The organism is Streptomyces sp. NPDC059092, assembly GCF_042756365.1.
In the GTDB taxonomy this organism is placed as follows: Bacteria; Actinomycetota; Actinomycetes; order Streptomycetales; family Streptomycetaceae; genus Streptomyces.
This window is the reverse complement of the sequence record NZ_JBHZEJ010000020.1, coordinates 42,382-67,400: the sequence shown is the minus strand read 5'-3', so window position 1 is coordinate 67,400 and position 25,019 is coordinate 42,382. Positions and strand designations below refer to the sequence as shown.

General features: G+C 73.1%; 28 protein-coding genes and 1 pseudogene. 6 read left to right on the top strand and 23 right to left on the bottom strand.

Going from position 1 to position 25,019, the window contains the following annotated elements; all coding sequences use genetic code 11:
- Nucleotides 1–33 precede the first annotated feature (33 nt).
- The 9 genes and pseudogenes from trpA to hisI all read right to left on the bottom strand — a co-directional run bounded on the left by trpA (nucleotide 34) and on the right by hisI (nucleotide 7,223).
- Nucleotides 34–846, bottom strand: a complete 813-nt coding sequence (gene trpA / locus ACFXPL_RS14840; RefSeq protein ID WP_384918062.1) for a tryptophan synthase subunit alpha — start codon at nucleotides 844–846, stop codon at nucleotides 34–36.
- On the bottom strand, nucleotides 843–2,120 hold the full coding sequence (gene trpB / locus ACFXPL_RS14835) for a tryptophan synthase subunit beta (protein ID WP_384918059.1): 1,278 nt from the start codon (nucleotides 2,118–2,120) through the stop codon (nucleotides 843–845). The genes trpA and trpB overlap by 4 nt, the downstream gene beginning before the upstream one ends.
- 149 nt (nucleotides 2,121–2,269) lie before the next feature.
- On the bottom strand, nucleotides 2,270–2,446 hold the full coding sequence (gene trpM / locus ACFXPL_RS14830) for a tryptophan biosynthesis modulator TrpM (RefSeq protein WP_384918056.1): 177 nt from the start codon (nucleotides 2,444–2,446) through the stop codon (nucleotides 2,270–2,272).
- Nucleotides 2,447–2,453: 7 nt separating this feature from the next.
- Nucleotides 2,454–3,263 (bottom strand): indole-3-glycerol phosphate synthase TrpC, encoded by an 810-nt coding sequence (gene trpC / locus ACFXPL_RS14825; protein ID WP_384918053.1) that lies wholly within the window; start codon nucleotides 3,261–3,263, stop codon nucleotides 2,454–2,456.
- A gap of 173 nt (nucleotides 3,264–3,436) precedes the next feature.
- Complete coding sequence (locus ACFXPL_RS14820) at nucleotides 3,437–3,937, bottom strand: DUF2752 domain-containing protein (protein WP_384918050.1); 501 nt, start codon at nucleotides 3,935–3,937, stop codon at nucleotides 3,437–3,439.
- A gap of 199 nt (nucleotides 3,938–4,136) precedes the next feature.
- A pseudogene (locus ACFXPL_RS14815) lies at nucleotides 4,137–4,376 on the bottom strand (HGxxPAAW family protein); the annotation flags it as partial.
- 125 nt (nucleotides 4,377–4,501) lie between these two features.
- A complete protein-coding gene (locus tag ACFXPL_RS14810) occupies nucleotides 4,502–5,197 on the bottom strand; it encodes a TIGR02234 family membrane protein (RefSeq protein ID WP_384918047.1) in 696 nt (231 codons plus the stop codon).
- Nucleotides 5,198–5,266: 69 nt separating this feature from the next.
- On the bottom strand, nucleotides 5,267–6,775 hold the full coding sequence (locus ACFXPL_RS14805; RefSeq protein ID WP_384918044.1) for an anthranilate synthase component I: 1,509 nt from the start codon (nucleotides 6,773–6,775) through the stop codon (nucleotides 5,267–5,269).
- Nucleotides 6,776–6,830: 55 nt separating this feature from the next.
- The gene (gene hisI, locus ACFXPL_RS14800) at nucleotides 6,831–7,223 is read right to left on the bottom strand and encodes a phosphoribosyl-AMP cyclohydrolase (protein ID WP_384918041.1); all 393 of its coding nucleotides are present in this window, start codon (nucleotides 7,221–7,223) and stop codon (nucleotides 6,831–6,833) included.
- Nucleotides 7,224–7,306: 83 nt separating this feature from the next.
- Here hisI and ACFXPL_RS14795 point away from each other — a divergent pair, with 83 nt between their 5' ends.
- Complete coding sequence (locus tag ACFXPL_RS14795) at nucleotides 7,307–7,942, top strand: TIGR03085 family metal-binding protein (RefSeq protein WP_384918038.1); 636 nt, start codon at nucleotides 7,307–7,309, stop codon at nucleotides 7,940–7,942.
- A 45-nt stretch (nucleotides 7,943–7,987) separates the two neighbouring features.
- Here the strand turns inward: ACFXPL_RS14795 and ACFXPL_RS14790 are convergent, their stop codons facing one another.
- The 10 genes from ACFXPL_RS14790 to hisD all read right to left on the bottom strand — a co-directional run bounded on the left by ACFXPL_RS14790 (nucleotide 7,988) and on the right by hisD (nucleotide 15,887).
- Nucleotides 7,988–9,271, bottom strand: a complete 1,284-nt coding sequence (locus ACFXPL_RS14790; protein ID WP_384918036.1) for an MFS transporter — start codon at nucleotides 9,269–9,271, stop codon at nucleotides 7,988–7,990.
- 17 nt (nucleotides 9,272–9,288) lie between these two features.
- On the bottom strand, nucleotides 9,289–9,876 hold the full coding sequence (locus ACFXPL_RS14785) for an ArsR/SmtB family transcription factor (RefSeq protein ID WP_384918033.1): 588 nt from the start codon (nucleotides 9,874–9,876) through the stop codon (nucleotides 9,289–9,291).
- 203 nt (nucleotides 9,877–10,079) lie between these two features.
- Nucleotides 10,080–10,835 carry an imidazole glycerol phosphate synthase subunit HisF gene (gene hisF / locus ACFXPL_RS14780; RefSeq protein ID WP_384918030.1) on the bottom strand — a complete coding sequence of 252 codons (756 nt, stop codon included), beginning with the start codon at nucleotides 10,833–10,835 and terminating at the stop codon, nucleotides 10,080–10,082.
- Entirely contained in the window at nucleotides 10,832–11,257 is a 426-nt protein-coding gene (locus ACFXPL_RS14775) for a RidA family protein (RefSeq protein WP_384918027.1), read from the bottom strand. The genes hisF and ACFXPL_RS14775 overlap by 4 nt, the downstream gene beginning before the upstream one ends.
- A complete protein-coding gene (gene priA, locus ACFXPL_RS14770; protein ID WP_384918024.1) occupies nucleotides 11,254–12,018 on the bottom strand; it encodes a bifunctional 1-(5-phosphoribosyl)-5-((5-phosphoribosylamino)methylideneamino)imidazole-4-carboxamide isomerase/phosphoribosylanthranilate isomerase PriA in 765 nt (254 codons plus the stop codon). The genes ACFXPL_RS14775 and priA overlap by 4 nt, the downstream gene beginning before the upstream one ends.
- 12 nt (nucleotides 12,019–12,030) lie before the next feature.
- Nucleotides 12,031–12,675, bottom strand: a complete 645-nt coding sequence (hisH, locus tag ACFXPL_RS14765; protein ID WP_384918021.1) for an imidazole glycerol phosphate synthase subunit HisH — start codon at nucleotides 12,673–12,675, stop codon at nucleotides 12,031–12,033.
- Nucleotides 12,672–12,839 carry a hypothetical protein gene (locus ACFXPL_RS14760; RefSeq protein WP_384918018.1) on the bottom strand — a complete coding sequence of 56 codons (168 nt, stop codon included), beginning with the start codon at nucleotides 12,837–12,839 and terminating at the stop codon, nucleotides 12,672–12,674. Before ACFXPL_RS14760 ends, hisH begins: the two co-directional genes overlap by 4 nt.
- The gene (gene hisB, locus ACFXPL_RS14755) at nucleotides 12,836–13,429 is read right to left on the bottom strand and encodes an imidazoleglycerol-phosphate dehydratase HisB (RefSeq protein WP_052576231.1); all 594 of its coding nucleotides are present in this window, start codon (nucleotides 13,427–13,429) and stop codon (nucleotides 12,836–12,838) included. The genes ACFXPL_RS14760 and hisB overlap by 4 nt, the downstream gene beginning before the upstream one ends.
- Entirely contained in the window at nucleotides 13,426–14,559 is a 1,134-nt protein-coding gene (locus tag ACFXPL_RS14750; protein ID WP_384918014.1) for a histidinol-phosphate transaminase, read from the bottom strand. The genes hisB and ACFXPL_RS14750 overlap by 4 nt, the downstream gene beginning before the upstream one ends.
- Nucleotides 14,556–15,887, bottom strand: a complete 1,332-nt coding sequence (gene hisD, locus ACFXPL_RS14745) for a histidinol dehydrogenase (protein ID WP_384918011.1) — start codon at nucleotides 15,885–15,887, stop codon at nucleotides 14,556–14,558. Before hisD ends, ACFXPL_RS14750 begins: the two co-directional genes overlap by 4 nt.
- 271 nt (nucleotides 15,888–16,158) lie before the next feature.
- Between hisD and ACFXPL_RS14740 the strand changes: the two genes are divergently transcribed.
- From ACFXPL_RS14740 to ybaK, 4 genes are all read left to right on the top strand, one after another.
- A complete protein-coding gene (locus ACFXPL_RS14740; RefSeq protein ID WP_384918008.1) occupies nucleotides 16,159–17,778 on the top strand; it encodes an oxidoreductase in 1,620 nt (539 codons plus the stop codon).
- Nucleotides 17,779–17,994: 216 nt separating this feature from the next.
- Nucleotides 17,995–19,023: a hypothetical protein gene (locus ACFXPL_RS14735; RefSeq protein WP_384918005.1), complete on the top strand. Its 1,029-nt coding sequence runs from the start codon at nucleotides 17,995–17,997 to the stop codon at nucleotides 19,021–19,023.
- A gap of 5 nt (nucleotides 19,024–19,028) precedes the next feature.
- The gene (locus tag ACFXPL_RS14730) at nucleotides 19,029–19,769 is read left to right on the top strand and encodes an LON peptidase substrate-binding domain-containing protein (protein WP_384918002.1); all 741 of its coding nucleotides are present in this window, start codon (nucleotides 19,029–19,031) and stop codon (nucleotides 19,767–19,769) included.
- Nucleotides 19,770–19,803: 34 nt separating this feature from the next.
- A complete protein-coding gene (ybaK, locus tag ACFXPL_RS14725) occupies nucleotides 19,804–20,307 on the top strand; it encodes a Cys-tRNA(Pro) deacylase (RefSeq protein WP_384917998.1) in 504 nt (167 codons plus the stop codon).
- 80 nt (nucleotides 20,308–20,387) lie between these two features.
- Here ybaK and ACFXPL_RS14720 read toward each other — a convergent pair whose 3' ends face one another.
- From ACFXPL_RS14720 to ACFXPL_RS14705, 4 genes are all read right to left on the bottom strand, one after another.
- Nucleotides 20,388–21,086: a DUF2567 domain-containing protein gene (locus ACFXPL_RS14720; protein WP_384917995.1), complete on the bottom strand. Its 699-nt coding sequence runs from the start codon at nucleotides 21,084–21,086 to the stop codon at nucleotides 20,388–20,390.
- Between the two features lie 82 nt (nucleotides 21,087–21,168).
- The gene (locus tag ACFXPL_RS14715; RefSeq protein ID WP_384917992.1) at nucleotides 21,169–22,005 is read right to left on the bottom strand and encodes an ABC transporter permease; all 837 of its coding nucleotides are present in this window, start codon (nucleotides 22,003–22,005) and stop codon (nucleotides 21,169–21,171) included.
- A 151-nt stretch (nucleotides 22,006–22,156) separates the two neighbouring features.
- The gene (locus ACFXPL_RS14710; protein WP_384918157.1) at nucleotides 22,157–23,128 is read right to left on the bottom strand and encodes an ABC transporter ATP-binding protein; all 972 of its coding nucleotides are present in this window, start codon (nucleotides 23,126–23,128) and stop codon (nucleotides 22,157–22,159) included.
- Between the two features lie 116 nt (nucleotides 23,129–23,244).
- Nucleotides 23,245–24,513, bottom strand: coding sequence for an NYN domain-containing protein (locus tag ACFXPL_RS14705; protein ID WP_384917989.1), 1,269 nt, complete (start codon nucleotides 24,511–24,513; stop codon nucleotides 23,245–23,247).
- 246 nt (nucleotides 24,514–24,759) lie between these two features.
- On the opposite strand from ACFXPL_RS14705, the gene ACFXPL_RS14700 reads away from it, so the two are divergent.
- Complete coding sequence (locus tag ACFXPL_RS14700) at nucleotides 24,760–24,936, top strand: hypothetical protein (RefSeq protein WP_384917987.1); 177 nt, start codon at nucleotides 24,760–24,762, stop codon at nucleotides 24,934–24,936.
- Nucleotides 24,937–25,019: the final 83 nt, after the last annotated feature.

Sequence of the window (25,019 nt, the reverse complement as noted above, 5' to 3'; positions counted from 1 at the left end):
ACCCAGCCACCCGGTGCTCCCGGGGTCGGGCGGTCAGCGTTTGCGTACGCCCTCGGCAAGCTCGGCGGCCAGCTCGCGCACCGCGACCAGCCCGGCCGCCGCGTCGGGCGCGTCCAGCATCCGCTTGACGAACGCGGAGCCGACGATGACCCCGTCGGCGAAGCCCGCGACCTCGGCGGCGTGCTCGGCGTTGGACACCCCGAGCCCGACGCAGACCGGCAGCTCGGTGGTGGCCCGGGTCCGCGCCACCAGGTTCTGCGCCTCCAGGCCCACGGAGGTCCGCGTCCCGGTGACGCCCATCAGCGACGCCGCGTAGACGAAGCCGCTGCCGGCCGCGGTGATCGTGGCCAGCCGCGCGTCCTTGCTGCTGGGCGCCACCACGAAGACGGTCGCCAGACCGTGCTTCTCGGCGTGCTCGCGCCATACGGCGGACTCCTGGACGGGCAGGTCGGGCAGGATGCACCCGGCGCCGCCCGCCTCGGCCAGTTCGGCGGTGAACCGCTCGACGCCGTACCGGTCGACCGGGTTCCAGTACGTCATCACGAGCACCGGCTTGCCGGTCGCCTCGTACGCCTCACGGACCGTGCGCATCACGTCGGCGATCTTCACGCCGCCGCGCAGCGCGATGTCGTCGGCGGTCTGGATGACGGGGCCGTCGAGCACGGGGTCGCTGTGCGGCAGCCCGACCTCGACGATGTCGGCGCCGCCCTCGAACACGGCCTTCACGGCCGCGATGGAGCCGTCCACGGTGGGGAAGCCCGCCGGGAGGTAGGCGATCAGCGCGGCCCGGTTCTCGGCCTTGGCGCCGGCGAGCGTGTCGCTCAGCAGCCCGATGTTCCCGCTCACTTGGCGTCCTCCCCGTTACCGGTCCCGTTACCGTCGCCCTCGCCGGTGGCGCCGTCGTCGTACAGACCGAAGTACTTGGCGGCGGTGTCCATGTCCTTGTCGCCACGCCCGGAGAGGTTGACGACGATCAGGCCGTCCTTCCCCAGTTCACGCCCCAGATCCAGCGCCCCGGCCAGCGCGTGCGCGCTCTCGATCGCCGGGATGATGCCCTCGCTGCGCGAGAGCAGCAGCAGCGCCCGCATCGCGTCGTCGTCGGTCACGGCCCGGTACTCGGCGCGCCCGCTGTCCTTGAGGTACGCGTGCTCCGGGCCGATGCCCGGGTAGTCGAGCCCCGCGGAGATCGAGTACGGCTCGGTGATCTGGCCCTCCTCGTCCTGGAGGACGTACGACCGCGAGCCGTGCAGGATGCCGGGCTCGCCCGCCGTCAGGGTGGCGGCGTGCTCGCCGGTCGCGATGCCGTGTCCGGCGGGCTCGCACCCCACCAGGCGGACGTCCGCGTCGGGGATGAACGCGTGGAAGAGCCCGATCGCGTTCGAACCGCCGCCCACGCACGCCACGGCGGCGTCGGGCAGCCGTCCCGCGCGCTCCAGGATCTGGCGGCGGGCCTCGACGCCGATGACGCGGTGGAAGTCGCGGACCATGGCGGGGAAGGGGCGCGGGCCCGCGACCGTACCGAACAGGTAGTGCGTACGGTCGACGTTGGCGACCCAGTCACGGAACGCCTCGTTGATGGCGTCCTTCAGCGTCCGGCTGCCGGACGTGACGGGGACGACCTCGGCGCCGAGCATCCGCATCCGGGCCACGTTCAGGGCCTGGCGCCGGGTGTCGATCTCGCCCATGTAGATGGTGCATTCGAGCCCGAACAGCGCGCACGCGGTCGCGGTCGCGACCCCGTGCTGTCCGGCGCCGGTCTCGGCGATGACCCGGGTCTTGCCCATCCGCTTGGTCAGCAGGGCCTGGCCGAGCACATTGTTGATCTTGTGCGAGCCGGTGTGGTTCAGGTCCTCCCGCTTGAGGAAGATCCGGGCGCCGCCCGCGTGCTCGGCGAACCGGGGGACCTCGGTCAGCGCACTGGGCCGGCCCGTGTAGTGGACCAGGAGCTCGTCCAGCTCGGCGGCGAAGGCGGGGTCGCTCTTCGCCTTGTCGTACTCGACGGCGACCTCGTCGACGGCGGCGACCAGCGCCTCGGGGATGAAGGTGCCGCCGAAGGCGCCGAAGTACCCCTCGGCGTTCGGGACATGACCCTCGGGGTCGGGAATGAAGAACTCGGACACGCGGGAACTCCTCGGAAGCAACGGACGGAGAGCACCGTAGTGCGCCGGGCGGGCGTCGTCGCGCACCTCGTGGCGACCACCTGCTCCGGCGCGCACCGCGCCGAGGCCCTGGCGGAGGACCTATCGGTCCGCCGGGGCCCGGGGCGCGGTTACGGGCGCCATCGCATTCCGTTGACCTGGCCGGGTTCGTCCCCGATCACGTACCGCACCCGTCGTCCGTGCACCCGCCGGGCCGGCGCGCGGCAGCCACGCGGGCGGCACCCGCGCGCGAGCGGCGCGTGGGTGTCCGGCGTGACGGCCGCGGAGCGGGCGGTGGCGGCGGGCATGGCGGGGTCAGTCCCTCCCGTGCCGCAGCGCGGGGTGCGCGCCCGCGGCGACGAGGTCCGCGACCGCGGACTTCGGGTCACGGCCGGTGACCAGGGATTCACCGACGAGTACGGCGTCGGCCCCGGCGTTGGCGTACGCGATCAGGTCGTGCGGCCCGCGCACACCCGATTCGGCGATCTTCAGGATGCCGGCCGGGATCTCCGGGGCGACCCGCTCGAACGTGGAGCGGTCGACCTTGAGGGTCTTCAGATCGCGCGCGTTGACACCGATGATCTTCGCTCCGGCGTCGGCGGCGCGCTCGGTCTCGTCCTCGTCGTGGACCTCCACGATCGGGGTGAGCCCGATGGACTCGGCCCGCTCGATCAGCGAGACGAGCGCCGGCTGTTCGAGCGCGGCGACGATCAGCAGCACCAGGTCGGCGCCGTGCGCGCGCGCCTCCCAGAGCTGGTACGACGTGACGATGAAGTCCTTGCGCAGGACCGGGATGTCGACCCGGGCGCGGACGGCCTCCAGGTCGGCCAGCGAACCGCCGAAGCGGCGCTGTTCGGTCAGTACGGAGATGACGGCGGCGCCGCCCGCCTCGTAGTCGGCCGCCAGGGCGGCGGGGTCGGCGATCGCGGCGAGCGCGCCCTTGGAGGGGCTGGAGCGCTTGACCTCGCAGATCACCTGGACGCCCTCGCCGCTCAGCGCGGCGACGCCGTCCTTCGCCTGGCGCGCCTTGGCCGCGCGCTCCTTGAGCTCGTCGAGGCCGACGCGCGCCTGCCGCTCTGCGAGGTCGGCGCGTACGCCGTCGATGATCTCGTCGAGCACACTCACGCGAGCGGCCCCCTTCCAAGACGGGTGCGGTTCAGTTACGGATCGTACCGACGGCGGCCGGGGCCGCCATCGGGTCCTGTTCGGCCATGTCGTCGTGTCGCCCTCCCGATGCTAGCCGGAAGTGGCCGAAGGGCTCGCATCCGGTCGGCCGCGCGTGCCACCGCGGCGGCCCGTCAGGGCGCGAGCGACGCCCCGAAGGGGAGGTTCCTGATGACGCTGAAGGCCACGACGACCACGCCGAGGGTCCACCACCAGAGGGGCCGCTGGGTGATGCGCAGGGGGAGCCCTTTTCCGGCTCTCACCACCCAGATCACCCAGACGACGGCGAAGATCCCGTAGCCGGCGAAGGCCAGCGCGTTGTCGCCGAGCGAGGTGAGCGGGTCGCCGTGGGCGAGGGCGTGGGCGCCGCGCAGACCGCCGCAGCCGGGGCAGTACAGGCCGGTGAGGCTGTAGAGCGGGCAGGGCGGGTAGTGGCCGGATTCGTTCGGGTCGACCAGGCCGACGTAGCTGAACGCGGCGGCGACCCCGGCGAGGATGGCGAGCGGCGTCAGCAGCCGCCTGGTCCGGGACGCGGACCGCGGCACCTCGTACGGCGCGTACGACGTGTACGGCGGCGCGGCCGCGGGCGGGTGCGGGGCGTCCGGCGCGTTCCGGGGGTTCGGGGCGTGGTCCACCCGGTGATTGTCGCCGGTCCCACGGAAAGACGCAGCCCGGCCTGGCCGGACTGCGTCGGGTACAGCGGACTGCTGGACGTACGGGTCAGACGGTCTGAACCTGCGCCTGGGCGGTGAGCGGCGCGGCGGCCTCGTGCGTCGCGTGCGGCTCGGTCCGGGCCAGGATCTGGGCCCTGATGTCCTCGGAGCGCAGGTTCACCTGCTTGTTCGCCGCCGCGTTCCGGGCCGCGGTCAGCTCCGGCGACTCCTTGGGCATGCCCATGCCCGCAGCGCTCATCGCCATGCCCACGATCCCACCGAGCACGACCACGGCGAGGCCGCCGTAGAACGCGACGAAGTTGACCGCCACCATGCCGACTCCCGAGACGCAGAAGCCGATGAAGGCGATGGTGACGCCGGTCCAGGCCGCCGGGGTGTGTCCGTGGCTGCTGCCCGCCATGAGTTGCTCCTCGTTGCTGTTGCGCCGGATGCGCTGGGTGAGTCGGACGCTCACGCCATATTGTCCCGCATGCGCGGGCCGGACGGATCCCGGGGGTGGCCCGGTGTGAGCCAGCTCTCGGTGCGTCAGCTCTCGCGGGTCGGGTCCTCGCCGCGGTCCAGGGCCTTCCACAGGTCCTCGGGCCGGTCGGGGTCGACCACGGGCGCCTTGCGCGCGGCACGGCCACGCCCCGGGGCGCCGCCGGGACCGGCCGCGGCGGCCTGGCCCGGCCGCTCGTAGCGGCCGGACATCGCGGGCCAGCGGCTGCCGTACACGAGGGCGAGCACCCCCGCGAGCAGGATCAGCGCGCCGGCCGCGGTGGTCACGTAGGGCCAGGCGGTGTGGCTCAGCCCGGAGACGGTGGCGGCCGTGTCGCCGGTGGTCCGCGCGGCCTTGTCGTTCAGCGCCGCGCTGTCGGAGGCGCCGAGGAACGCGGAGACGGCCGCGCCCGCACCGCTCAGGGCGAGCAGCGCGGAGACGAGCAGCCGCCCGGCTCCGCGGACGGCGAAGACCGCGACGAGCGCGGCGAGGCCGACGATGGCCAGGGCCGCCGGGACACCGGTGATGTCCCGGCCGTCGGCGTCGAGCGGCAGCGAACCGCCTCCGACGGCCGCCGCGCCCTCCGCCCAGGTCTGGCCGGAGGCGATCAGCACCACGGCGGCGCCGAGGGCACCGAGGAGCAGGGCCGCGGCGAGACTGCGGCGGCTACCGCGCGTGTCGGTGGCCGCGGCGGCTGCGGCGGTACGGGGCTGGGGTACGGGTACGGCACTCACGTACCCCACTATCCCCTACCGCCGCAAACCCCCCGGAGCCCGGGGCCGTCGTCGTCGGGCCGCGCGTCGCCGTAACGGCTACGCGCCGCTCATCCGGTTCGCGGTGTGGACGGCCCGGAGCACCGCCGCCGCCTTGTTGCGGCACTCGGTGTCCTCGGAGACCGGGTCGGAGTCGGCGACGACGCCCGCGCCCGCCTGGACGTAGGCCGTACCGTCGCGCAGCAGCGCCGTACGGATGGCGATGGCCGTGTCCGAGTCCCCGGCGAAGTCGAGATAGCCGACGCATCCGCCGTACAGACCGCGCCGGGTGGGTTCCAGCTCGTCGATGATCTGGAGGGCGCGCGGCTTGGGCGCGCCGGAGAGGGTGCCCGCCGGGAAGCAGGCGGTCAGCACGTCGAAGGCGGTACGGCCGGCGGCGACCCGGCCCGTCACGGTGGACACGATGTGCATGACGTGCGAGTACCGCTCGACCGACATGAAGTCGACGACCTCGACGCTGCCCGGCTCGCAGACCCGCCCGAGGTCGTTGCGGCCGAGGTCGACGAGCATCAGGTGCTCGGCGCGCTCCTTGGGGTCGGCGAGGAGTTCGTCGGCGAGCGCCTGGTCCTCCTGCGGGGTGGCGCCGCGCGGCCGGGTGCCGGCGATGGGGTGGACCATCGCATGGCCGTCCTCGACCTTGACGAGCGCTTCGGGGCTGGAGCCGACGACGTCGAAGGCGGCCCCGCCGTCCTCGGTGCCGGGGAACCGGAAGAGGTACATGTACGGGCTCGGGTTGGTGGCCCGCAGCACCCGGTAGACGTCGAGCGCGCTCGCGGTGACGGGCGTCTCGAACCGCTGCGAGGGCACGACCTGGAAGGCCTCGCCCGCCCTGATCCGCTCCTTGATGTCCTCGACGGCGTCCTGGTAGGCGCCGCCGCCCCACAGCGCGGTGAACTCGGGCAGTTCGGAGGCGGGCAGCTCGGCGGGGCGGGCGTGGAACGGCCGGTCGAGGTCGGCGGCCATCGCGTCGAGGCGGGCGACGGCGTCCGCGTACGCCTCGTCGACCCCGGTGTCGAGGTCGTTGTGGTTGATCGCGTTGGCGATCAGCAGGACGGAGCCGTCCCAGTGGTCGAGGACGGCGAGGTCCGAGGTGAGCAGCATGGTCAGCTCGGGGATGCGCAGGTCGTCGCGGGCGTGGTCGCCGACCTTCTCCAGCCTGCGGACGATGTCGTACCCGAGGTAGCCGACCATGCCGCCGGTGAAGGGCGGCATGCCGGAAGCGAGGTCGCGGGGGGTGTGCAGGGTCTCCACCGTGGCGCGCAGCGCGGCCAGCGGATCGCCGTCGACGGGGACGCCGACGGGCGGGGTGCCCAGCCAGTGCGTGCGCCCGTCGCGTTCGGTGAGGGTGGCGGCCGACCGTACGCCGACGAACGAGTAGCGGGACCAGGAGCGGCCGTTCTCCGCGGACTCCAGCAGGAAGGTGCCGGGGCGCTCGGCGGCGAGCTTGCGGTACAGGCCGACCGGGGTGTCCCCGTCCGCCAGGAGGCGCCGGCTGACGGGGATGACGCGGCGGTCCACCGCCAGCTTGCGGAAGGTCTCAAGGTCCATGGCGGCTGACCCTACTCGGTTGCGCGTACGGGGAAGGGAGGCGTGCGGAGGGGCGTCAGGCCCTCCCGCTCACCGGCCCGAGGGTCAGGACGTCGGCGTCGAAGCAGGTGCGCGCGCCGGTGTGGCAGGCGGCGCCCACCTGGTCGACCTGGACGAGGACGGTGTCCGCGTCGCAGTCCAGGGCGACGGACCTCACGTGCTGGACGTGGCCGGAGGTGTCCCCCTTCACCCAGTACTCCTGGCGGCTGCGGGACCAGTAGGTGCAGCGGCCGGTGGTCAGGGTGCGGTGCAGGGCCTCGTCGTCCATCCAGCCGAGCATCAGCACCTCGCCGGTGTCGTACTGCTGGGCGATCGCCGGGACCAGGCCGTCGGCGCTGCGCTTGAGACGGTCGGCGATGGCGGGGTCGAGCCCTCCGGTCGGGGACGGGGCCCCGGTCGTGCTGGTCATACGGCCATTGTGCCGCGCCCGCCCGGCCGGCCGGGCCCGGCGTCCACTGGGCGGACGGGTGGGGGCCGCCGTACGCTGGAGGCATGTCGACCCATGCCAAGCGTGAACGACTTCTGCTCGCCGACCTGTTGGAGGCCGCGGGCCCCGAGGCACCGACGCTCTGCGACGGCTGGCTCACCCGCGATCTCGCGGCCCATGTGGTGGTCCGCGAACGCCGCCCCGATGCCGCGGGCGGGATGATGCTGGCCGCGCTCAGGAACCGGCTGGAGCGGGTGCAGGCCGAGTATGTCGCGAAGCCGTACGAGGAGCTGATCCAGCTCATCAGGTCGGGGCCGCCCCGGATGTCGCCGCTCGGCATCAAGCAGCTCGACGAGGTGGCGAACACGGTGGAGTTCTACATCCACACCGAGGACGTCCGCCGGGCGCAGCCCGACTGGACACCCAGGGAGGTGGACCGCGTCTTCGCCGACACCCTGTGGTCACGGCTGGAGAAGGGCGGCCGGATGATGGGCCGCAAGTCCCCGGTGGGCCTGGTCCTGCGCCGCCCGGACGGCCAGACGGCGGTGGCGCACCGGGGCACCCCGGTGGTGACGGCGACGGGCGAGCCGAGCGAGCTGCTGCTGTTCGTGTCGGGGCGGCAGGAGGCGGCCCGGGTGGAGCTGGCGGGGGACAAGGAGGCGATCGAACGGATCCGGGACGCGAAGCTGGGCATCGCGTAGGGGTACGGCGTAGCAGTACGGGGGGGGAGGCGCGGCCCGGCGGCCTCAGCGCGGGAGTTCGGCCCGGCGCAGTGGCGTCGAGCTGAGCCCGATGAGGCCCCCGGACGCGCAGACCGCGGCGCAGGCGAGGAAGACCGGGCCCGCGCCCCACAGGCCGACCGCGGCGCCGACGACCGGGTAGCACAGGGGCGCGATCCCGAGGGTGACGAGCGTCGAGACGGAGGTGACCCGGCCCAGGTAGGCCGGGTCGGCGGTGGTCTGGAGGAGCGCCGCGCACAGCGCCCCGCCCAGCCCGGCGAGCAGTCCGATCAGGGCGCCCGCGACCACGGCGTACGGGACGGACGGGGCGTATCCGACGGCGGCGACGCAGACGGCGCCGCCGCACAGGCCGAGGGACAGGACGAGCCCGGCGCGCGGTACGCGTCCCCGTACGGTCAGCAGCAGTGCGCTGAGGCCGGCGCCGGCGCCGAAGGACGCGACGATCCATCCCATGCCGTCGGCGCCCCAGCCGCGTTCCCGGACGAGGAGCGTGAGCCCGATGTTGAGCGGTCCGACGAAGCCCAGCTCTCCGACGGCGACGGTGGCCATGAGCGGGGCGAGCACCCGGTGGCGGCGGACGTGGCGCAGCCCGTCCCGCAGCTCGCCCCAGGCCCCTGCCCCGGGGCCCGTGCGGCCGTCCGCCGGGTCCTTGACCGGTCCCGGCGTCATGCGTACGGCGATGAGCAGCGGCAGCGACACGGCGAAGAGCGCCCCGGCGACGGCGAACGCGGCCGCGGGTCCGCCGAGCGCCACCGCGAGCCCGCCGAGCGGCGCCCCGGTCACCCCGGCGAGCCGCTGGGCGAGACCGCGCAGCCCCTGGACGCGGGCGAGCTGGCCGGGGGTGGTGATCCGGGGCGGCAGGGCGCCGACGGCGGGCAGGAAGAGCGCGTCGACGGCGCCGAAGACCAGGGCGACCGCGAGGAGCGTCCAGAGCGCGGGGGTGGTGAAGAGCAGCGCGAGGGCGACGCCCAGGATGACGGCGCAGCGGACGGCGTCCCCGCCGATGACGACCCGGCGGGGCCCGAAGCGGTCGGCGATCACTCCCCCGCCGAGCATCAGCAGGGCGCGGGGGACGGCGCCGACGGCGAGGACGAGCCCGGCCTGCGCGGGGCTGCCACCGCGGACGGCGGCCCAGGACAGCGCCATGAAGTACACGTTGTCGCCGACCGTCGAGGCGGTGTAGGCGCCGAGCCAGCGCAGCACGTTGGCGTCCCGGTGGGCGGGGCGCTCGACGGCGGGGGCGTTGGGGGCGGCGCAAGGGGCGGGTATCGGTCTGAGGGGTGCGCTCACGGCGGTGCCGTCCTCTCTCAGGTGCGGAAGGGGAAGCCGTACAGGTGGAGCGCGACGGTCTCGCGTCCTTGGGTGTCCCCCGCGTCCTCGGCGGCGCGCCCGCGGTCCTGGTAGCGCATCGCCAGCTCGTGCAGCTCCCGGTTGAACTCCTCCAGCTCCGGCGCGCTGAGCGGGGCCAGGTACTCGCTGCTGAAGGAGGCGGTGCGCCACTCGGAGGGCCAGGCGTTCTGGCTGTCGAGGAAGGCGCGGTACTGGGCGGCGCGCTGTTCGAAGACGAGCCGGCCGACGGCGCTGTACGCGGCGACCTCCTCGGGCGCGTCGCTGAAGTCCTCGTGCCCCCAGCTCACTCCCTCGGAGGCGACCCGCCACCAGCGCTCGCGCCCGTCCGCCCCCTGCCGCTCGGCCTCCACGATGAGCCCGTGCTCGGCGAGTTTGCGCAGGTGGTAACTGACGAGTGAGACGGCCTCGTCGACCTGGTCGGCGAGGTGTGAGGCGGTGGCCTGACGGGCGATGAAGAGCGCCCGGTAGAGGCTGAGCCGCAGGGGGTGGCCGAGGGCCTTGAGGGTGGCGAGATCGGTGATCCTGCGCCGTTCCTGGTCTGCCATGGCCCCGACCGTAGACAGAAAAGAAAAGTTGCGCAACATTAGTTGCACAATAATTCCTGCGGATCCGCACCGGCTCAAGAGCGAGGAGAGGGAAACAAACAGGGAGAGGGAGGGGGCCGGAGAGGGAGGGGGCCGGGAAACGCGAACGGGCCGAGGGGCGCCCTTCCGGCCGCCCCTCGGCCCGCTCTCACGCCGGTCCGTCCTCAGCGCACCGGATGTCCCGCCTGCCGCAGCGCGTCCTTGACCTCGCCGATGCGCAGGTCGCCGAAGTGGAAGACCGATGCCGCCAGGACGGCGTCGGCGCCCGCCTCGATCGCCGGGGCGAAGTGGGCCAGCCGTCCCGCGCCGCCCGAGGCGATGACCGGGACCGTGACGTGCGCGCGTACGGCCTCGATCATCTCCGTGTCGTAGCCGTCCTTCGTGCCGTCGGCGTCCATCGAGTTGAGCAGGATCTCGCCCGCGCCCAGCTCCGCCGCCTCGTGGGCCCACTCGACGGCGTCGCGGCCCGTGCCCTTGCGGCCGCCGTGCGTGGTGACCTCGAAGGAGCCCGAAGGGGTCCGGCGCGCGTCGACCGACAGCACCAGGACCTGGCTTCCGAAGCGCTCGGCGATCTCGCGGATCAGCTCGGGGCGCGCGATGGCCGCGGTGTTGACACCGACCTTGTCCGCGCCGGCCCGCAGCAGTTTGTCGACGTCCTCGGTGGTCCGTACGCCGCCGCCGACGGTGAGCGGGATGAAGACCTGCTCGGCCGTGCGGCGCACCACGTCGTAGGTCGTCTCGCGGTCGCCGGACGAGGCGGTGATGTCGAGGAAGGTCAGCTCGTCGGCGCCCTCGGCGTCGTACAGCTTGGCCATCTCGACGGGGTCGCCGGCGTCGCGCAGGTTCTGGAAGTTGACGCCCTTGACGACCCGGCCGTTGTCGACGTCCAGGCAGGGGATCACCCGTACGGCCAGCGTCATGCGGTGCCTCCCCGCGGGTTCACGGCGCCCCGGTACGCCTCCACCTCGACCTCCACCACCAGGCTCGGGTCGATCAGACCCGCCACCACGAGCATGGAGGCGGCGGGCCTGGCCGCGTCGAAGAGTTCCTTGTGGGCGCGGCCGACCTCGTCGGCGTCCCGTACGTGCGTGAGGTACATCCGTGTCCGTACGACGTGCTCCGCGCCGAGCCCCAGCTCCTCCAGCGCCTTGAGGGCCACGCCGAACGCGGTGACGGTCTGCTCGTACGGGCCGCCCTCGGCGATCCGGCCGCCGACCACGGACGTGCAGCCGGACACCAGGACGAGCCCGTTCGGCAGTTCCACCGCGCGGGAGTAGCCGAAGCTCTCCTCCCAGGGGCCGCCGGACGAGATCTTCCGTACGGCCGCGGGGTCGCCGCTCATCCGGACACCGCCGCGAGCGCCTCTTCCAGCGTGAACGCCTCGGCGTACAGCGCCTTGCCGACGATCGCGCCCTCGACGCCCTCGGGCACCAGGCCGGCGATGGCCCGCAGGTCGTCCAGCGAGGAGACCCCGCCGGAGGCGACGACGGGCCTGTCGGTCGCGGCGCAGACGTTCTTCAGCAGCTCCAGGTTGGGGCCCTGGAGGGTGCCGTCCTTGGCGATGTCGGTGACGACGTACCGCGCGCACCCCTCGGCGTCCAGCCGGGCCAGCGTCTCGTAGAGGTCGCCGCCGTCGCGGGTCCAGCCCCGGCCGCGCAGGGTCGTGCCCCGTACGTCGAGGCCGACCGCGATCTTGTCGCCGTGCTGGATGATGACCCGGGCGACCCACTCCGGGGTCTCCAGCGCGGCCGTACCGAGGTTGACGCGGGTGCAGCCGGTGGCGAGGGCCGCGGCGAGCGAGGCGTCGTCGCGGATGCCGCCCGACAGCTCGACCTTGAGGTTCATGGCGTCGGCGACCTCGGCGATCAGCTTCCGGTTGTCACCGGTGCCGAAGGCCGCGTCGAGGTCGACGAGGTGCAGCCACTCGGCGCCGGCGCGCTGCCAGGCGAGGGCGGCTTCGAGGGGGGAGCCGTACGAGGTCTCCGAGCCGGACTCGCCGTGGACGAGGCGTACGGCCTGGCCGTCACGGACGTCGACGGCGGGGAGGAGTTCCAGCTTCGGGACATCGGACTTCGGCGCGTCGGACGTCGGCACGGAAGGCATTCCAGAATCCATTCAGAGGGTTCCGATCCAGTTGGTCAGCAGCTCGGCGCCGGCGTCGCCGGACTTCTCGGGGTGGAACTGGGTGGCACACAGGGCACCGTTCTCCACGGCCGCGACGAACGGCTCGCCATGGGTGGCCCAGGTGACCCGGGGGGCGCGGATCTTGGCGTTGGTGACCTCCAGGCTCCACTCCCGCGCGGCGTACGAGTGCACGAAGTAGAACCGGGCGTCGGGGTCGAGGCCGGCGAAGAGCCGGCTGCCGTCCGGCGCCTCGACGGTGTTCCACCCCATGTGCGGGACGACGGGGGCCTCCAGCGGCCCGACCGTACCCGGCCATTCGCCGAGTCCCTCGGTCTCCACGCCGTGCTCGATGCCCCGGTCGAAGAGGATCTGCATCCCCACGCAGATCCCCATGACGGGACGGCCGCCGGCCAGTCTGCGGCCGATGATCCACTCGCCGCGCGCGTCGGCGAGCCCCTTCATGCAGGCGGAGAAGGCACCGACACCGGGGACGAGGAGTCCGTCGGCGTTCATGGCCTTGTCGAAGTCGCGGGTGATCTCGACGTCGGCCCCGGCGCGGGCGAGGGCGCGCTCGGCGGAGCGGACGTTCCCGAACCCGTAGTCGAAGACGACCACGTTCTTGGCGGTCTTGGTCATCCCCAGATCCCTTGGATCCGCAGGACGCCCGCCACCAGGCAGAGTACGGAGCAGAGCCCGAGCAGCACGATCACACCCATCGGCAGTTTCTGCTTGTGGAAGGAGTACACACCGCCGGCGAGGAAGAGCCCCACGACGATCAGGATGGTCGACAGACCGGTCACAGGGCGCCCTTGGTCGAAGGAAGGATTCCGGCGGCGCGCGGGTCGCGCTCGGAGGCGTACCGCAGGGCGCGGGCGAGCGCCTTGAACTGGCACTCCACGATGTGGTGCGCGTTGCGCCCGTACGGGACGTGCACGTGCAGCGCGATCTGGGCCTGGGCGACGAAGGACTCCAGGATGTGCCGGGTCATCGTCGTGTCGTACTCGCCGATCATCGGCGCCATCTTCTCGGGCTCGGTGTGCACGAGGTACGGGCGGCCCGAGAGGTCCACGGTGACCTGGGCGAGCGACTCGTCCAGCGGCACCGTGCAGTTGCCGAAGCGGTAGATGCCGACCTTGTCGCCGAGGGCCTGCTTGAAGGCGGCGCCGAGCGCGAGGGCGGTGTCCTCGATGGTGTGGTGCGAGTCGATGTGGAGGTCGCCCTCGGTCTTCACCGTGAGGTCGAACAGGCCGTGGCGGCCGAGCTGGTCGAGCATGTGGTCGTAGAAGCCGACCCCGGTCGACACATCGACCTTGCCGCTGCCGTCGAGATCGATCTCGACGACGACAGAGGTCTCCTTCGTCGTGCGTTCCACGCGGCCGATGCGGCTCATGCGCTCTGCTCCTTCTTGAGATCACGTACCGCGTCGAGGAACGCGTCGTTCTCGGACGGGGTGCCCGCGGTCACCCGCAGCCAGCCCGGTACGCCGTTGTCACGGATGAGGACACCCCGGTCGAGGATCTGCCGCCAGGCGGTGCGGGAGTCCTCGAAGCGGCCGAACTGGACGAAGTTCGCGTCCGAGTCGGTGACGTCGAACCCGATGGTCCGCAACTCGGTGACCAGGCGGTCCCGCTCGGCCTTGAGCGTCTCGACGTACCCGAGCAGCGTATCGGTGTGTTCCAGCGCGGCGAGCGCGGTGGCCTGGGTGACGGCGGAGAGGTGGTACGGCAGGCGCACCAGCTGGACGGCGTCGACCACGGCGGGGTGCGCGGCGAGGTAGCCGAGGCGCAGTCCGGCCGCGCCGAACGCCTTGGACATCGTCCGCGAGACGACGAGGAGCGGGCGGCCCTCGACGAGGGGCAGCAGGGAGGGGCGGTGGCTGAACTCGACGTACGCCTCGTCCACGACGACCAGCGTCGGGCGGACCGCCTGCGCGGCCTCGTACAGCGCGAGGACGGCGTCGGCGGCGACCGCGGTGCCCGTGGGGTTGTTGGGGGAGGTGATGAAGACGACGTCGGGGCGGTGCGTGGCGATCGCCTCGCGGGCCGCGCCCACGTCGATGGTGAAGTCCTCGTTGCGCGGCCCGGAGATCCAGCCGGTGCCGGTGCCGCGCGCGATGAGGCCGTGCATCGAGTACGAGGGCTCGAAGCCGATGGCGGTACGGCCGGGGCCCCCGAAGGTCTGGAGGAGCTGCTGGATGACCTCGTTGGAGCCGTTGGCGGCCCAGACGTTCGCGGCGGTCAGCGGGTGCTTCCCGGTGCGGGTGAGATACGCGGCGAGCTGGGTGCGCAGCTCGACCGCGTCCCGGTCGGGGTAGCGGTTGAGCCCGCGGGCGGCCTCGCGGACACGCTCGGCGATCCGCTCGACCAGCGGCTCGGGCAGCGGATACGGGTTCTCGTTGGTGTTGAGCTGCACGGGGACGTCGAGCTGGGGCGCGCCGTACGGGGACTTGCCGCGCAGCTCGTCCCGTACGGGCAGGTCGTCGATCCCGAGGGGCCGCGGTGACGCGTCGGTGTTGCTCACTTGCCGGGTACCTTCCATCCGAACCTCGCTTTGAGCGCCGCGCCGTGCGCGGGCAGGTCCTCCGCCTCCGCCAGCGTCACCACATGGTGGGCGACCTCGGCGAGGGCGTCCTCGCTGTAGTCGACGATGTGGATGCCGCGCAGGAAGGACTGGACGGACAGGCCCGAGGAGTGGCAGGCGCAGCCGCCGGTCGGCAGGACGTGGTTGGAGCCGGCGCAGTAGTCGCCGAGCGAGACGGGGGCGTACGGGCCGACGAAGATCGCGCCCGCGTTGCGGACCCGCTCGGCCACCGCGGCGGCGTCGGCGGTCTGGATCTCCAGGTGTTCGGCGCCGTACGCGTCGACGACGCGCAGGCCGTCCTCGACGGAGTCGACGAGGACGATGGCCGACTGGCGTCCGGTGAGCGCGGGCCGTACCCGGTCCTCGATGTGCTTGGTGGCCGCGACCTGCGGTTCCAGCTCCTTCGCCACGGCGTCGGCCAGCTCGGTCGAGTCGGTGACGAGGACGGCGGCGGCGAGCGGGTCGTGCTCGGCCTGGCTGATCAGGTCGGCGGCGACGTGCACCGGGTCGGCGGTCGCGTCCGCGAGGATCGCGATCTCGGTGGGTCCCGCCTCGGCGTCGATGCCGATCCGGCCGGTGAAGTAGCGCTTGGCGGCGGCGACCCAGATGTTGCCTGGGCCCGTGACCATGTTCGCGGGCGGGCAGCCGTCGGGGCCCGTGGTGCCGTACGCGAACATCGCGACGGCGGAGGCGCCGCCCGCCGCGTACACCTCGTCGACGCCGAGGAGCGCGCAGGCGGCCAGGATCGTCGGGTGGGGCAGGCCGCCGAAGTCCTTCTGCGCGGGGGAGGCCAGCGCGATGGACGGGACGCCCGCCTCCTGCGCCGGCACCACGTTCATGATCACGGACGACGGGTAGACGGACCGGCCGCCGGGCGCGTAGAGCCCCACACGCTCGACCGGCACCCACTTCTCGGTGACGGTGCCGCCGGGCACGACCTGGGTGGTGTGCGCGGTACGGCGCTGCGCGCGGTGGACGAGCCGGGCGCGCCTGATCGACTCCTCCAGCGCGGCCCTTACGGCGGGGTCGAGCCCCGCGAGGGCGTCGGCGAGGGCGTCGGCGGGCACCCGTACGCGCTCCAGCCTGACGCCGTCGAACTTCTCCGCGGCCTCGATCAGCGCCGCCGTGCCCCGATGACGGACGTCCTCGCATAGGGGCCGCACCTTCTCCAGGGCGGCCGCCACGTCGAACTCGGCTCGGGGCAGCAGGTCACGCAGAGCGACGCCCTCGGGGAGGGCTTCGCCGCGCAGATCGATTCGTGAGATCACGCGGTCAATTCTCGCAGACCGGATCAGGCCGCCGGACGTCTGTATCACTGGCTGATACATGTCCCGGACGCCACTCCTCACTACTAGTGTTCAGTTCGTCACCGAGCGGGCACAACGAGGGTAAGGACCGTTTCGCCTCTCCGGTCTGTACACCTCTCTGTACATCGCACCACACCTCTCTGTTTCATCGCTCCACACATCCATGATCAGCACTCACACCCTGTACGCACACTCACACCCTGTACGCACACGGGGAAGCGGAGGAGCGGCCGTGACCGAGCCGCAGTACGACGAATGTCCCGACTGGCTCAGCGCCGCGGAAGTCGGCATGTGGCAGTCGTTCCGCAACGGCAGCGTGTACGACCTGAGTACGTCGGACCCGCTCCTCAACGATCCCTTCTCACCCCGCCCCTGGGGCACGGAACGCAGCGTGCGCGCCCGGGTGATGGCGCTGCTGCTGCTCAGCGGGCCCGCAGCGCTGCCGGGCCGGGTCGCGGCGCTCAAGCTGCGCGGCCTCCAGGTCACCGGGACGCTCAATCTCGCGGGCGGCGAGATCGCACCGTACGTGGAACTGGAGCGGTGCCGGTTCGAGAACGAGGTGATCCTGCCCGAGTCGCACTTCACCACGCTGCGGCTGGTCGCCTGCGCGATCCCCCGGCTGGAGGCCGCCCGCCTGCGCACCCAGGGCGATCTGCACCTGCCGCGCTGCCGGGTGGAGCGGGGGATCCGGCTGACCGACGCGCAGATCGGTACGGATCTGCTGATCAGCCAGATCGACGTGGGGCCCGACCGGCTCGGCCGGGCGATCGCCGCCGACGGGCTGTCCGTCGCGCAGGACTTCACAGCCGATCAGATCGAGACGTTCGGCGAGGTCAGCCTGCGCGGCGCGAAGGTCGGAGTGTCGCTGAGCCTGCGCGGCAGCCGGCTGCGCGCGGCGGAGGAGCGGCGGGCGCTCAACGCCCCTCAGCTCACGGTGGAGCGTTCGCTGTACATGGCGGGCGCGTGGATCGGCGACTCCCCCGACTTCCCCGGCTCCCCCGACATCACCGCGGTGACTCCCCCGTACGGCGTCGGGCAGGTCGCCGCGCCGCTGCTGGGCACGCGATTACAGCGGTTCGAGTGCCGGGGCGGGGTCCGGCTGGACGACGGCAGGTTCGGTGACGCGCTCGACGTGGACGGGGCCCGGTTCTTCCTGGCGCCGACGGAGGAGCTGTCGCTGCGCCGGATCAGCACGCCGGAGCTGCGGTTCAAGTGCGAGCGCGTGGAGGAGGGCCGGGTCGTACTGAGCGGCGCGCGGATCGTGACGCTCATCGACATGTCGACGAGCTGGCCGGGTCCCGGCGGCCTCGCCATGGGCGGCTTCGTCTACGAGAACATCGTCCCGTTCGGTCACTTCCCGCTGCTGCGCCGGCTGGAGTGGCTGTCGGCGGCGACCCCGGAGTACTCCCCCGAGCCGTACGAACGGCTCGCGCAGGTGCTGCGGAACAGCGGCGAGGACGCGGACGCGCGCGAGGTGCTGCTGGCGAAGCAGCGGCGCCGCCGGGAGACGCTGCCACTGGCGGCGAAGCTCTGGGGCTACCTCCAGGACTGGACGGTCGCGTACGGCTACCGCCCGGGCCGGGCGGCGCTGTGGATGGCGCTGCTGTGGGGCGCGGGCACCATCGCGTTCGCGCGCCACCCGCCGCCCCCGCTGCGGGCGGACGAGCACCCGATATGGAATCCGGCGCTCTACGCGCTGGACCTGCTGATCCCGGTGATCGACCTGGGCCAGGACGGCTTCTGGCTCCCGGAGGGCACCTGGCAGTGGACGGCGGCGGGGCTGGTGGTGCTGGGCTGGATCCTGGCGACCACGGTGGCCACGGGAGCGACACGGGTGCTGCGCCGGGGGTGAGCCGGGGCCTGGTGCGACGCCCGTGGTCCGGGCGCCGCACCAGGAGCTGCCGGACCCGGCTCCGCCAGGAACGCCCCCGCGGCCGCACCGGTCCCGCACCGCCGGGGAACCCACCGCCGTTTCTTTACTCTCCCTTGACCTCCGTCAGGACAACCTTTCCCCCGCCACCAAAGCTTCACAGCAGCCCTCTGGCGCCCCCACCACCTGCGGATTTCAATGGTCTGCACCATGTCATTGCTTCGTGCCCTGATCAGCACCGCGCGTATGGTCCGGCACACCCCGCACCTCGCCGTCGGGCTGCCGCCGGACGACGAGGTGCTGCTCGACGCCCCCGACGACCAGCTCGCGCCCGCGCTGGTCTCCGCCGCGCTCGGCGAGTACGAGCAGGCCGCGAAGGTGCTCGCGGCGACGCGGGAGGCCGCCGCGTGGGAGGACCGGGACCGCTACGTCATGCGGCTGGCCGCGTTCGCGCACGGCCGGGACGGCTGGCTCGCCGCCTGGCTGCACGCCGCGCCGCACGACCCCGACGCCCTGCTCGTACGGGCCGAACTGGCCGTACGCAGGGCCTGGGAGTCCCCGGCCCGCGCCGAACTGCTGCGCGAGACGGGGCCGCTGATCGACGCCGCCGCGGACGGCGACCCGCGCGACCCGGTGCCCTGGCGGGTGGCGCTGGACCACGCGCGGGGCACACACGCCCCGCACACCGCGTTCGAGTCGCTGTGGGCGCAGGCCGTACGCCGGTCCTCGCACCACTACGGCTGCCATGTCGCGGCCCTCCAGTACCTCTCGGCCCACTGGTACGGCTCGCACCAGGAGTGCTTCGACTTCGCCGAGGACGCGGCGCGCGACGCCCTGCCCGGCTCGCTCGTCCAGGCGCTGCCGGTACGCGCGGCCTTCAGCCGGCTGCTGAGCGGCACGCCCGGCGCCGTCCACGGGGACCGTATCGACGCCGCCGCCGATCTCGCGATCACGGTCTCCGCCCGGTACGAGGCGGGCGACCCCTGGCCGGCCGAGGTGCGCAACCTCCTCGCGTACGTCCTGGTGGAACGGGGCCGCTGGGCGGACGCGCTGGAGCAGTTCCGGCTGATCGGGCCGTACGCGACGTCCTTCCCCTGGACGAGTTTCACCGACGATCCGCTCGGCCGGTTCCTCGAAACACGTGACGGTGTACGGATCCAAGTCGCCTCGACCATGCCTTTGCGCACCAGGACCGACCGTGGAGGGCCCCGCGGCCATTACGCTTGACCGTTGTGACCACCGCACGCCTCCCTCTCTTCCCGCTGAACGCGGTGCTGTTCCCGGGCCTCGTCCTGCCCCTGAACGTCTTCGAGGAGCGGTATCGCGCGATCATGCGTGAGCTGCTGAAGACGGACGAGTCCGAGCCGCGCCTCTTCGCCGTGGTCGCCATCCGCGACGGGCACGAAGCGGCGGTGACCGCCCCCGGCATGCCGGAGGGCGCGTCGCCGCCCGAGCGTGGCCCCGCCGACGGCTTCGGCCCCGATCCGCTCGAAGCGTTCCACCCGGTCGCCTGCGTCGCGGACGCGGCGACGATCCGGGAACGCCCCGACGGCACCTTCGAGGTGGTCGCCACCGGCACCACCCGCGTCCGGCTGCGCTCCGTCGAGGCCAGCGGCCCCTACCTGACGGCGGAACTGGAGGAACTGCCCGAGGAGCCGGGCGACGGCGCGGCCACGCTCGCCGCAGGCGTCCTGCGCGCCTTCCAGAACTACCAGAAGCGGCTGGCCGGGGCGCGCGAGCGCTCGCTCTCCCGGATCGAGGACCTGCCGGACGAGCCCTCGGTCGTGTCGTACCTGGTGGCCGCCGCGGCCGTGCTGGACGTCCCGACGAAACAGCGGCTGCTGGAGGCGCCGGACATCGCGGCCCGGCTGCGCGCCGAGCTGAAGCTGCTGCGCGCGGAGACCGCGGTGATCCGCCATCTCCCCTCGCTGCCCGCGGTGGCGCTGACGCAGGCGCCGACCGCCCTCAACTGACCACGCGGCCGCACCGCCCAGGGGGATCCGCACCGTGGCGAAGAAGTCCAGGAAGCAGCAGCAGTCCGGCTCCACCCCGGCGACGGTCGCGCTGACCGCGTCGGGCACGGCGTACACCCTGCACGCGTACGAGCACGACCCCTCCTCCCCGTCCTACGGCGAGGAGGCCGCGCAGGCGCTGGGCGTCTCCCCCGACCGGGTCTTCAAGACGCTCGTCGCCGACGTGGACGGCGAACTCACCGTCGCCGTCGTGCCCGTCGCCGGCTCGCTGGACCTCAAGGCCCTCGCGGCGGCGGTCGGCGGCAAGCGCGCCGCCATGGCCGACCCGGCTGCGGCCGAACGGACCACGGGGTACGTACGGGGCGGGATCTCCCCGCTGGGCCAGCGCAAGCGGCTCCGTACCGTCCTGGACACCTCGGCCGACGCCCATCCGACCGTGTGTGTCTCGGCGGGCCGCCGCGGTCTGGAGGTCGAGCTGGCCCCGGGGGACCTGGCCGCGCTCACGGCGGCGGTCGTGGCTCCCATCGGCCGCGCCTGAGAGCGCCCGTACCCCCCCTGACACCCGTACGGGTGCCGTTCCACGCCGTCAGGCGGTACGGCGGGGCGACGTCTCCGGGGTCACTTCTCCGGGGCGCCCCACGACGCGTTCTCGTCGCCCGGCCGGGGCGCGCCCTGGTACGGCGTGTTCCACTCCCACTCCGGTTCCGGGTCACGCGGGCCGAACAGGGCCGTCAGCGCGAGATGCACCACCATCGCGGCGACCGGCCACGCCAGCAGCGCGCCCTTCGCGTGGAGTTCGAGCGGCGCGTCGAAGGTGACGCCCTTGCCGACCTGCTTGGCGTGCGCCACGACGTCGGAGGTCGGGCCGAGCATCGCGCCGAACTTCCAGGCCAGCACCGCGCCCAGCACTCCGCCCAGCGCCAGACCGACGACCAGCGCGATCCCGCCACGCCGGTGGAAGAGGAAGACCAGGCCCGCGCTGACCAGACCGAAGGCGAGCGCCAGCAGCAGGAACACACCGTCGGCGGCGATGGCCTCCTCGCCCTCCGTGTCCTTCAGGAAGACGGCGGTGGCGTCCGAGACCAGCGGAACGCGCGGGGCCAGCCACATCCACAGCAGCCCCAGCAGCAACCCCGACACCGCGGTGACCACGAGCACCACCGCGGCCTGCCGCACCTCGGTCTTCATGTCGGGCCCCTTCTCCGCGTCGGCCGCGACCGACGCGTCCGCCGCGCCATCGGGCGACACCCCGGCCGGCGGTGTCTGCCAGGGATCGTCGTGCTGCGGCTGGTGGGGAGGCGTCAGAGGTGCGGTCACGGTGCCATCGTGCCAGGCCCCGGCGGTGGGCGCCGCATCGGACGGTCGCGGGGGCCGGGGACCGGACACCGGGCGCCGCCGCTCAGCGGACCGCGGCCCGCCGGTACGCCCAGGTCGCCACGGCCAGCGAGACGACCCCGACGACGGCGCAGACCCCCAGGTCGAACGCGACGGCCGCCCAGTCGGGGCGCGCGTCGAACGTACGGGCCAGCGCCTCCACCCCGTACGTGGACGGCAGGAGATCACGCGCGTACCCGATCGGCCCCGGCAGCCGGTCCGCCGGCAGCACCCCGAGCAGCAGTGCCGCGGACATCCCGAGCTGGCCCAGCAGGGTGGCCAGTTCCTGACGCGGCGCGAGCAGACCGAGCGCCGCGCCGAGCCCCGCGAGGGCCGCCCCGGAGAGCGGGATGACCGCGGCGAGCACCCACAGATGGGTGAGCGGAAGCTGGAAGAGCACACTGCCGACGACCGCCGTGACCGCCGTCCCCGGCACGGTGAACGAGGCGTACGCCCCGGCCGCGCCCAGCACCACGGCGGCGGGCGGCACGGGCAGGGTGGCGTAGTGGTCCAGGCCGCCGCTCGCGCGCAACTGGCCGAAGTACTGGGCGAGCAGGTTGAGCGCCACGAACGCCACGACGAGCACGCTCGAACCGGCGACGACGGCCCGCGCCTCGGCCCCGCCCTCCACGACACCCCGCATCAGGATCATGATCCCGACGGACTGGAACGTCGCCACGAAGAGCAGCGGGATCCGGGCCACCCGCGCCCGGGAGAGCTGGGCGCGGTAGACCGCGGCGAGCGAGGGCAGCAGCCGCGCCCGGGGCGCGAGGGGCGCGGGCGCGCCCCCGGCCGCCTCGGTGGGAATGTCCTTCGCCGTCCGGATCCTCGCGGACACGGCCTCCGCGGGCACGATGCTCACCTGGCGCTGCTCCTGTTCGGTACGTTCGGGTCCGGGGCCTGGTGGCGGACGCGCGGCCGGCGGCCGCGGAGGGCGCTCCGCCCCGCCGCAGGGCCCCACCCTGCCACGGGGTGCGAGGTCGCGGGACACCTCCGGGAAAAGGCCCTGGCGCTCATGCCTTCACCAGCCCCTGCGCCCGGCCGCCGAGCGCCAGATAGACATCCTCCAGGCTCGGCGTCGCCAGCGTGAAGTCGTCCAGCGACGCGAAGGCCGCGCCGCCGGTCACCGCGGCGACCGCGGCCCGCGCCTCCTCGGGCGCGAGCCGCAGCACCCAGCGGCGCCCGGACTCCTGCGCGGACCCGCGCAGCGCCGCGACCTCGGGAACGTCGAGCGGCGCACGCTCCCGCCACACCAGCTCGACGCGGACCTCCCCGGCGACCTGCTCCTTCAGCCCCGAAGGCGTGTCGCAGGCGATGACGTTGCCGCGCTCCAGCACGGCGACCCGGTCGAGAACCGTCTCGGCCTCGATGACGTTGTGGGTGACGAGCAGGACCGTCACCCCGTGCTCGGCGCGCCGCCGGTCGACGGCCGCCCACACGGCGCGCCGCGCGACGGGGTCCATCCCGGTGGTCGGCTCGTCCAGGACGAGTACGGGCCGCTCCCCCACCAGCGCGGCGGCGAAACACGCCAGACGCCGCTGCCCGCCGGAGAGCTTCTTCAGCGCGCGCCCGGCGATCTCGGTGAGCCCCAGCTCCGCGAGCACCCGGTCCCGCTCCGCACGCGCCGCCCGGAGCGTGAGCCCGCGCAGCCGCCCCGTGGTCTCCGCGGCGAGCGCCACGGTCAGCTCGTCGAGCGCGCTCGACTCCTGGCCCAGATAGCCGATGAGCCGCGAGGCGCGCTCGGGATGGCGTACGAGATCGTGCCCGAGCACCTCGACGGCGCCGGAATCGGGCCGCATGAGCCCGGTGATCTGCCGTACGAGCGTGGACTTGCCGGCGCCGTTCGGCCCGAGCAGGCCGAAGATCTCACCGCGCCGCACATCGAGCGAAATCCCGTCGGTGGCACGTACCTCGGGCGTCCCGGGCACCCCACGCCTGCCGCGCGCGGCGGGGTACGTCTTGACCAAGTCGCGCACCACACACACCGTACTCACGAGGAACGACCATACGTTGCGCGCCCGCCGCACCTCTTTCTGGGGGCTCGATTCGACCGTCGGCGCCGACTTGAAGCGCCCCCGAGGCGAACCGAGCCCTTAAAAAATCACGCCTCTTCGGCGGCTCGGACGTCGATCTCGCGCCAGAAGCCCGCCCGGATCGCGTACCGGTCGTGCTCGTCGATCTGGTCGTCCTTGTGGGCCAGCAGGCCGAAGCGGGCCGCGTACCGGAGCAGTTCGCCGTCGATGCGGTGCGGGACGCGCGGGTACATCACGGACAGTTTCTGCACATGGGCCGTTTCGGGCAGTCGTTCCATCCAGCGGCGGGCGAAGACCTGTCCCACTTCGAACGGGTCGCCGCCGACCGTGGTGATGTCCTCCTCGCGGTCCGCCCATCGCTGCTCCGCGCTGGTGAGCTGGGCCAGGGTCGGCAGGGAGGCCGTCTCGGGTGGTTCGCCGGATGTGCCGCTGCCCGGGCGCTCCACCCAGCCTTTGTCGGAGGACCAGCGGAGCGTCGCGCCTCCCGGGTGCTGGGGCTGGAGTGGTGCGGGCTGCCGGTCGGGGCCGGGGGCGCGCAGACCTGCCAGGTCTTTGGGGGTGGGGACGGCTTTGGTGCCCGGGGGTGTGGGGTGCTGCTCGGTGCCGTGGTCGGTGGGGGGTGCCGTGGAGCCGTTGCGGGCCACGGGGGCGGGGGTCCGCGCCTGGGCCTGGGCCGCGCGTTCCGCGGAGGCGGCGAGGGCCGATTCGGGCAGTGGCGCGGAGAGGATCGCCGCGATCTCCGGGCGCGGGGCGGGGGCGGGGGCGCAGATGCCGCCGAGGTCCTTGGCACGTACGGCTTTGGTGATCCACGCGCGGTCCAGTACGCGCCGTTCGTCCGCCTCGGCGACCAGATCCTCGGACTGGTTGTAGTCGCCGTCGGCGGCTTGGACGGCCCAGAGGTGGACGGCGACGCCGTGCTCCTTGGCCGACATCAGGCCGGGCAGCAGATCGCCGTCGCCGGTGACCAGCACCACGTCGGAGCAGGCGCGGTTTCTGGCCAGTTCGGTGAGTTCTGCGTGCATCGCCGCGTCGACGCCTTTCTGCGCCCAGCGGCCGTCACTTCTCGTGAGGGCTCCGAGGCGGACGGTGACGCGCGGCATGACCCGTAGCCGGCGGTGCTCGGGCTGCGGGACCCGGTCAGGGGCGCCGTCGAACCAGTAGATCCGGAGCAGGGGCTGTTCCGTATCGGCCTGGGCGCGCTCCCTGAGGCCTTGGATCAGGGCCGCGTGGTCGACGGTGATGCGGGATCGGGCCGGTTCTCCGGCCAGCAGGCTCGCGGCGGCGCCCAGCAGGTAGCCGGCGTCCACCAGGACGACGCAGCGGTCCACGCGTTCCACCCTCTTTCGGGAACCTCGGTGTCGGGAGATCGGGAGTTACTGCGGGTTTGATTCGAGTCTGCCCGACGGCAAGAGGCTTGACGTCCGGAACTCGATCATCGGCGTGGCGGATCGGTGACGGACCCACTACGGAGCGGGCGGCAGGGCACCACTACACACGGCAATGATCCAAAATGCGGGCTTTTGTCGCCTATGTGAGTCTTAACTCGGCCCCTGGTCCTCGATGAACCTTCAGGAGGCAGCGCCATGTCGAAGAACAAGAATCGGGATCGCGGCAGTAAACAGCAGCCCCGCTCGGAGTCGGAGCGCGGCACCCAGGAGTCGAGGTCCTCGTCGATGGAGGACCGGTCCGACCAGGTGGAGCAGAGGATCACGCCATCGGACGTCGCCCACAAGCGGCAGAAGCGCTTCGGCCACAACTGACACCCGTACGAGCGTACGTACGTGGAGGGGCGGGCGCCGCCAACCCGCGCGCCCCCCCCAAAGGGGGCGCGGGGGCCGGCGGT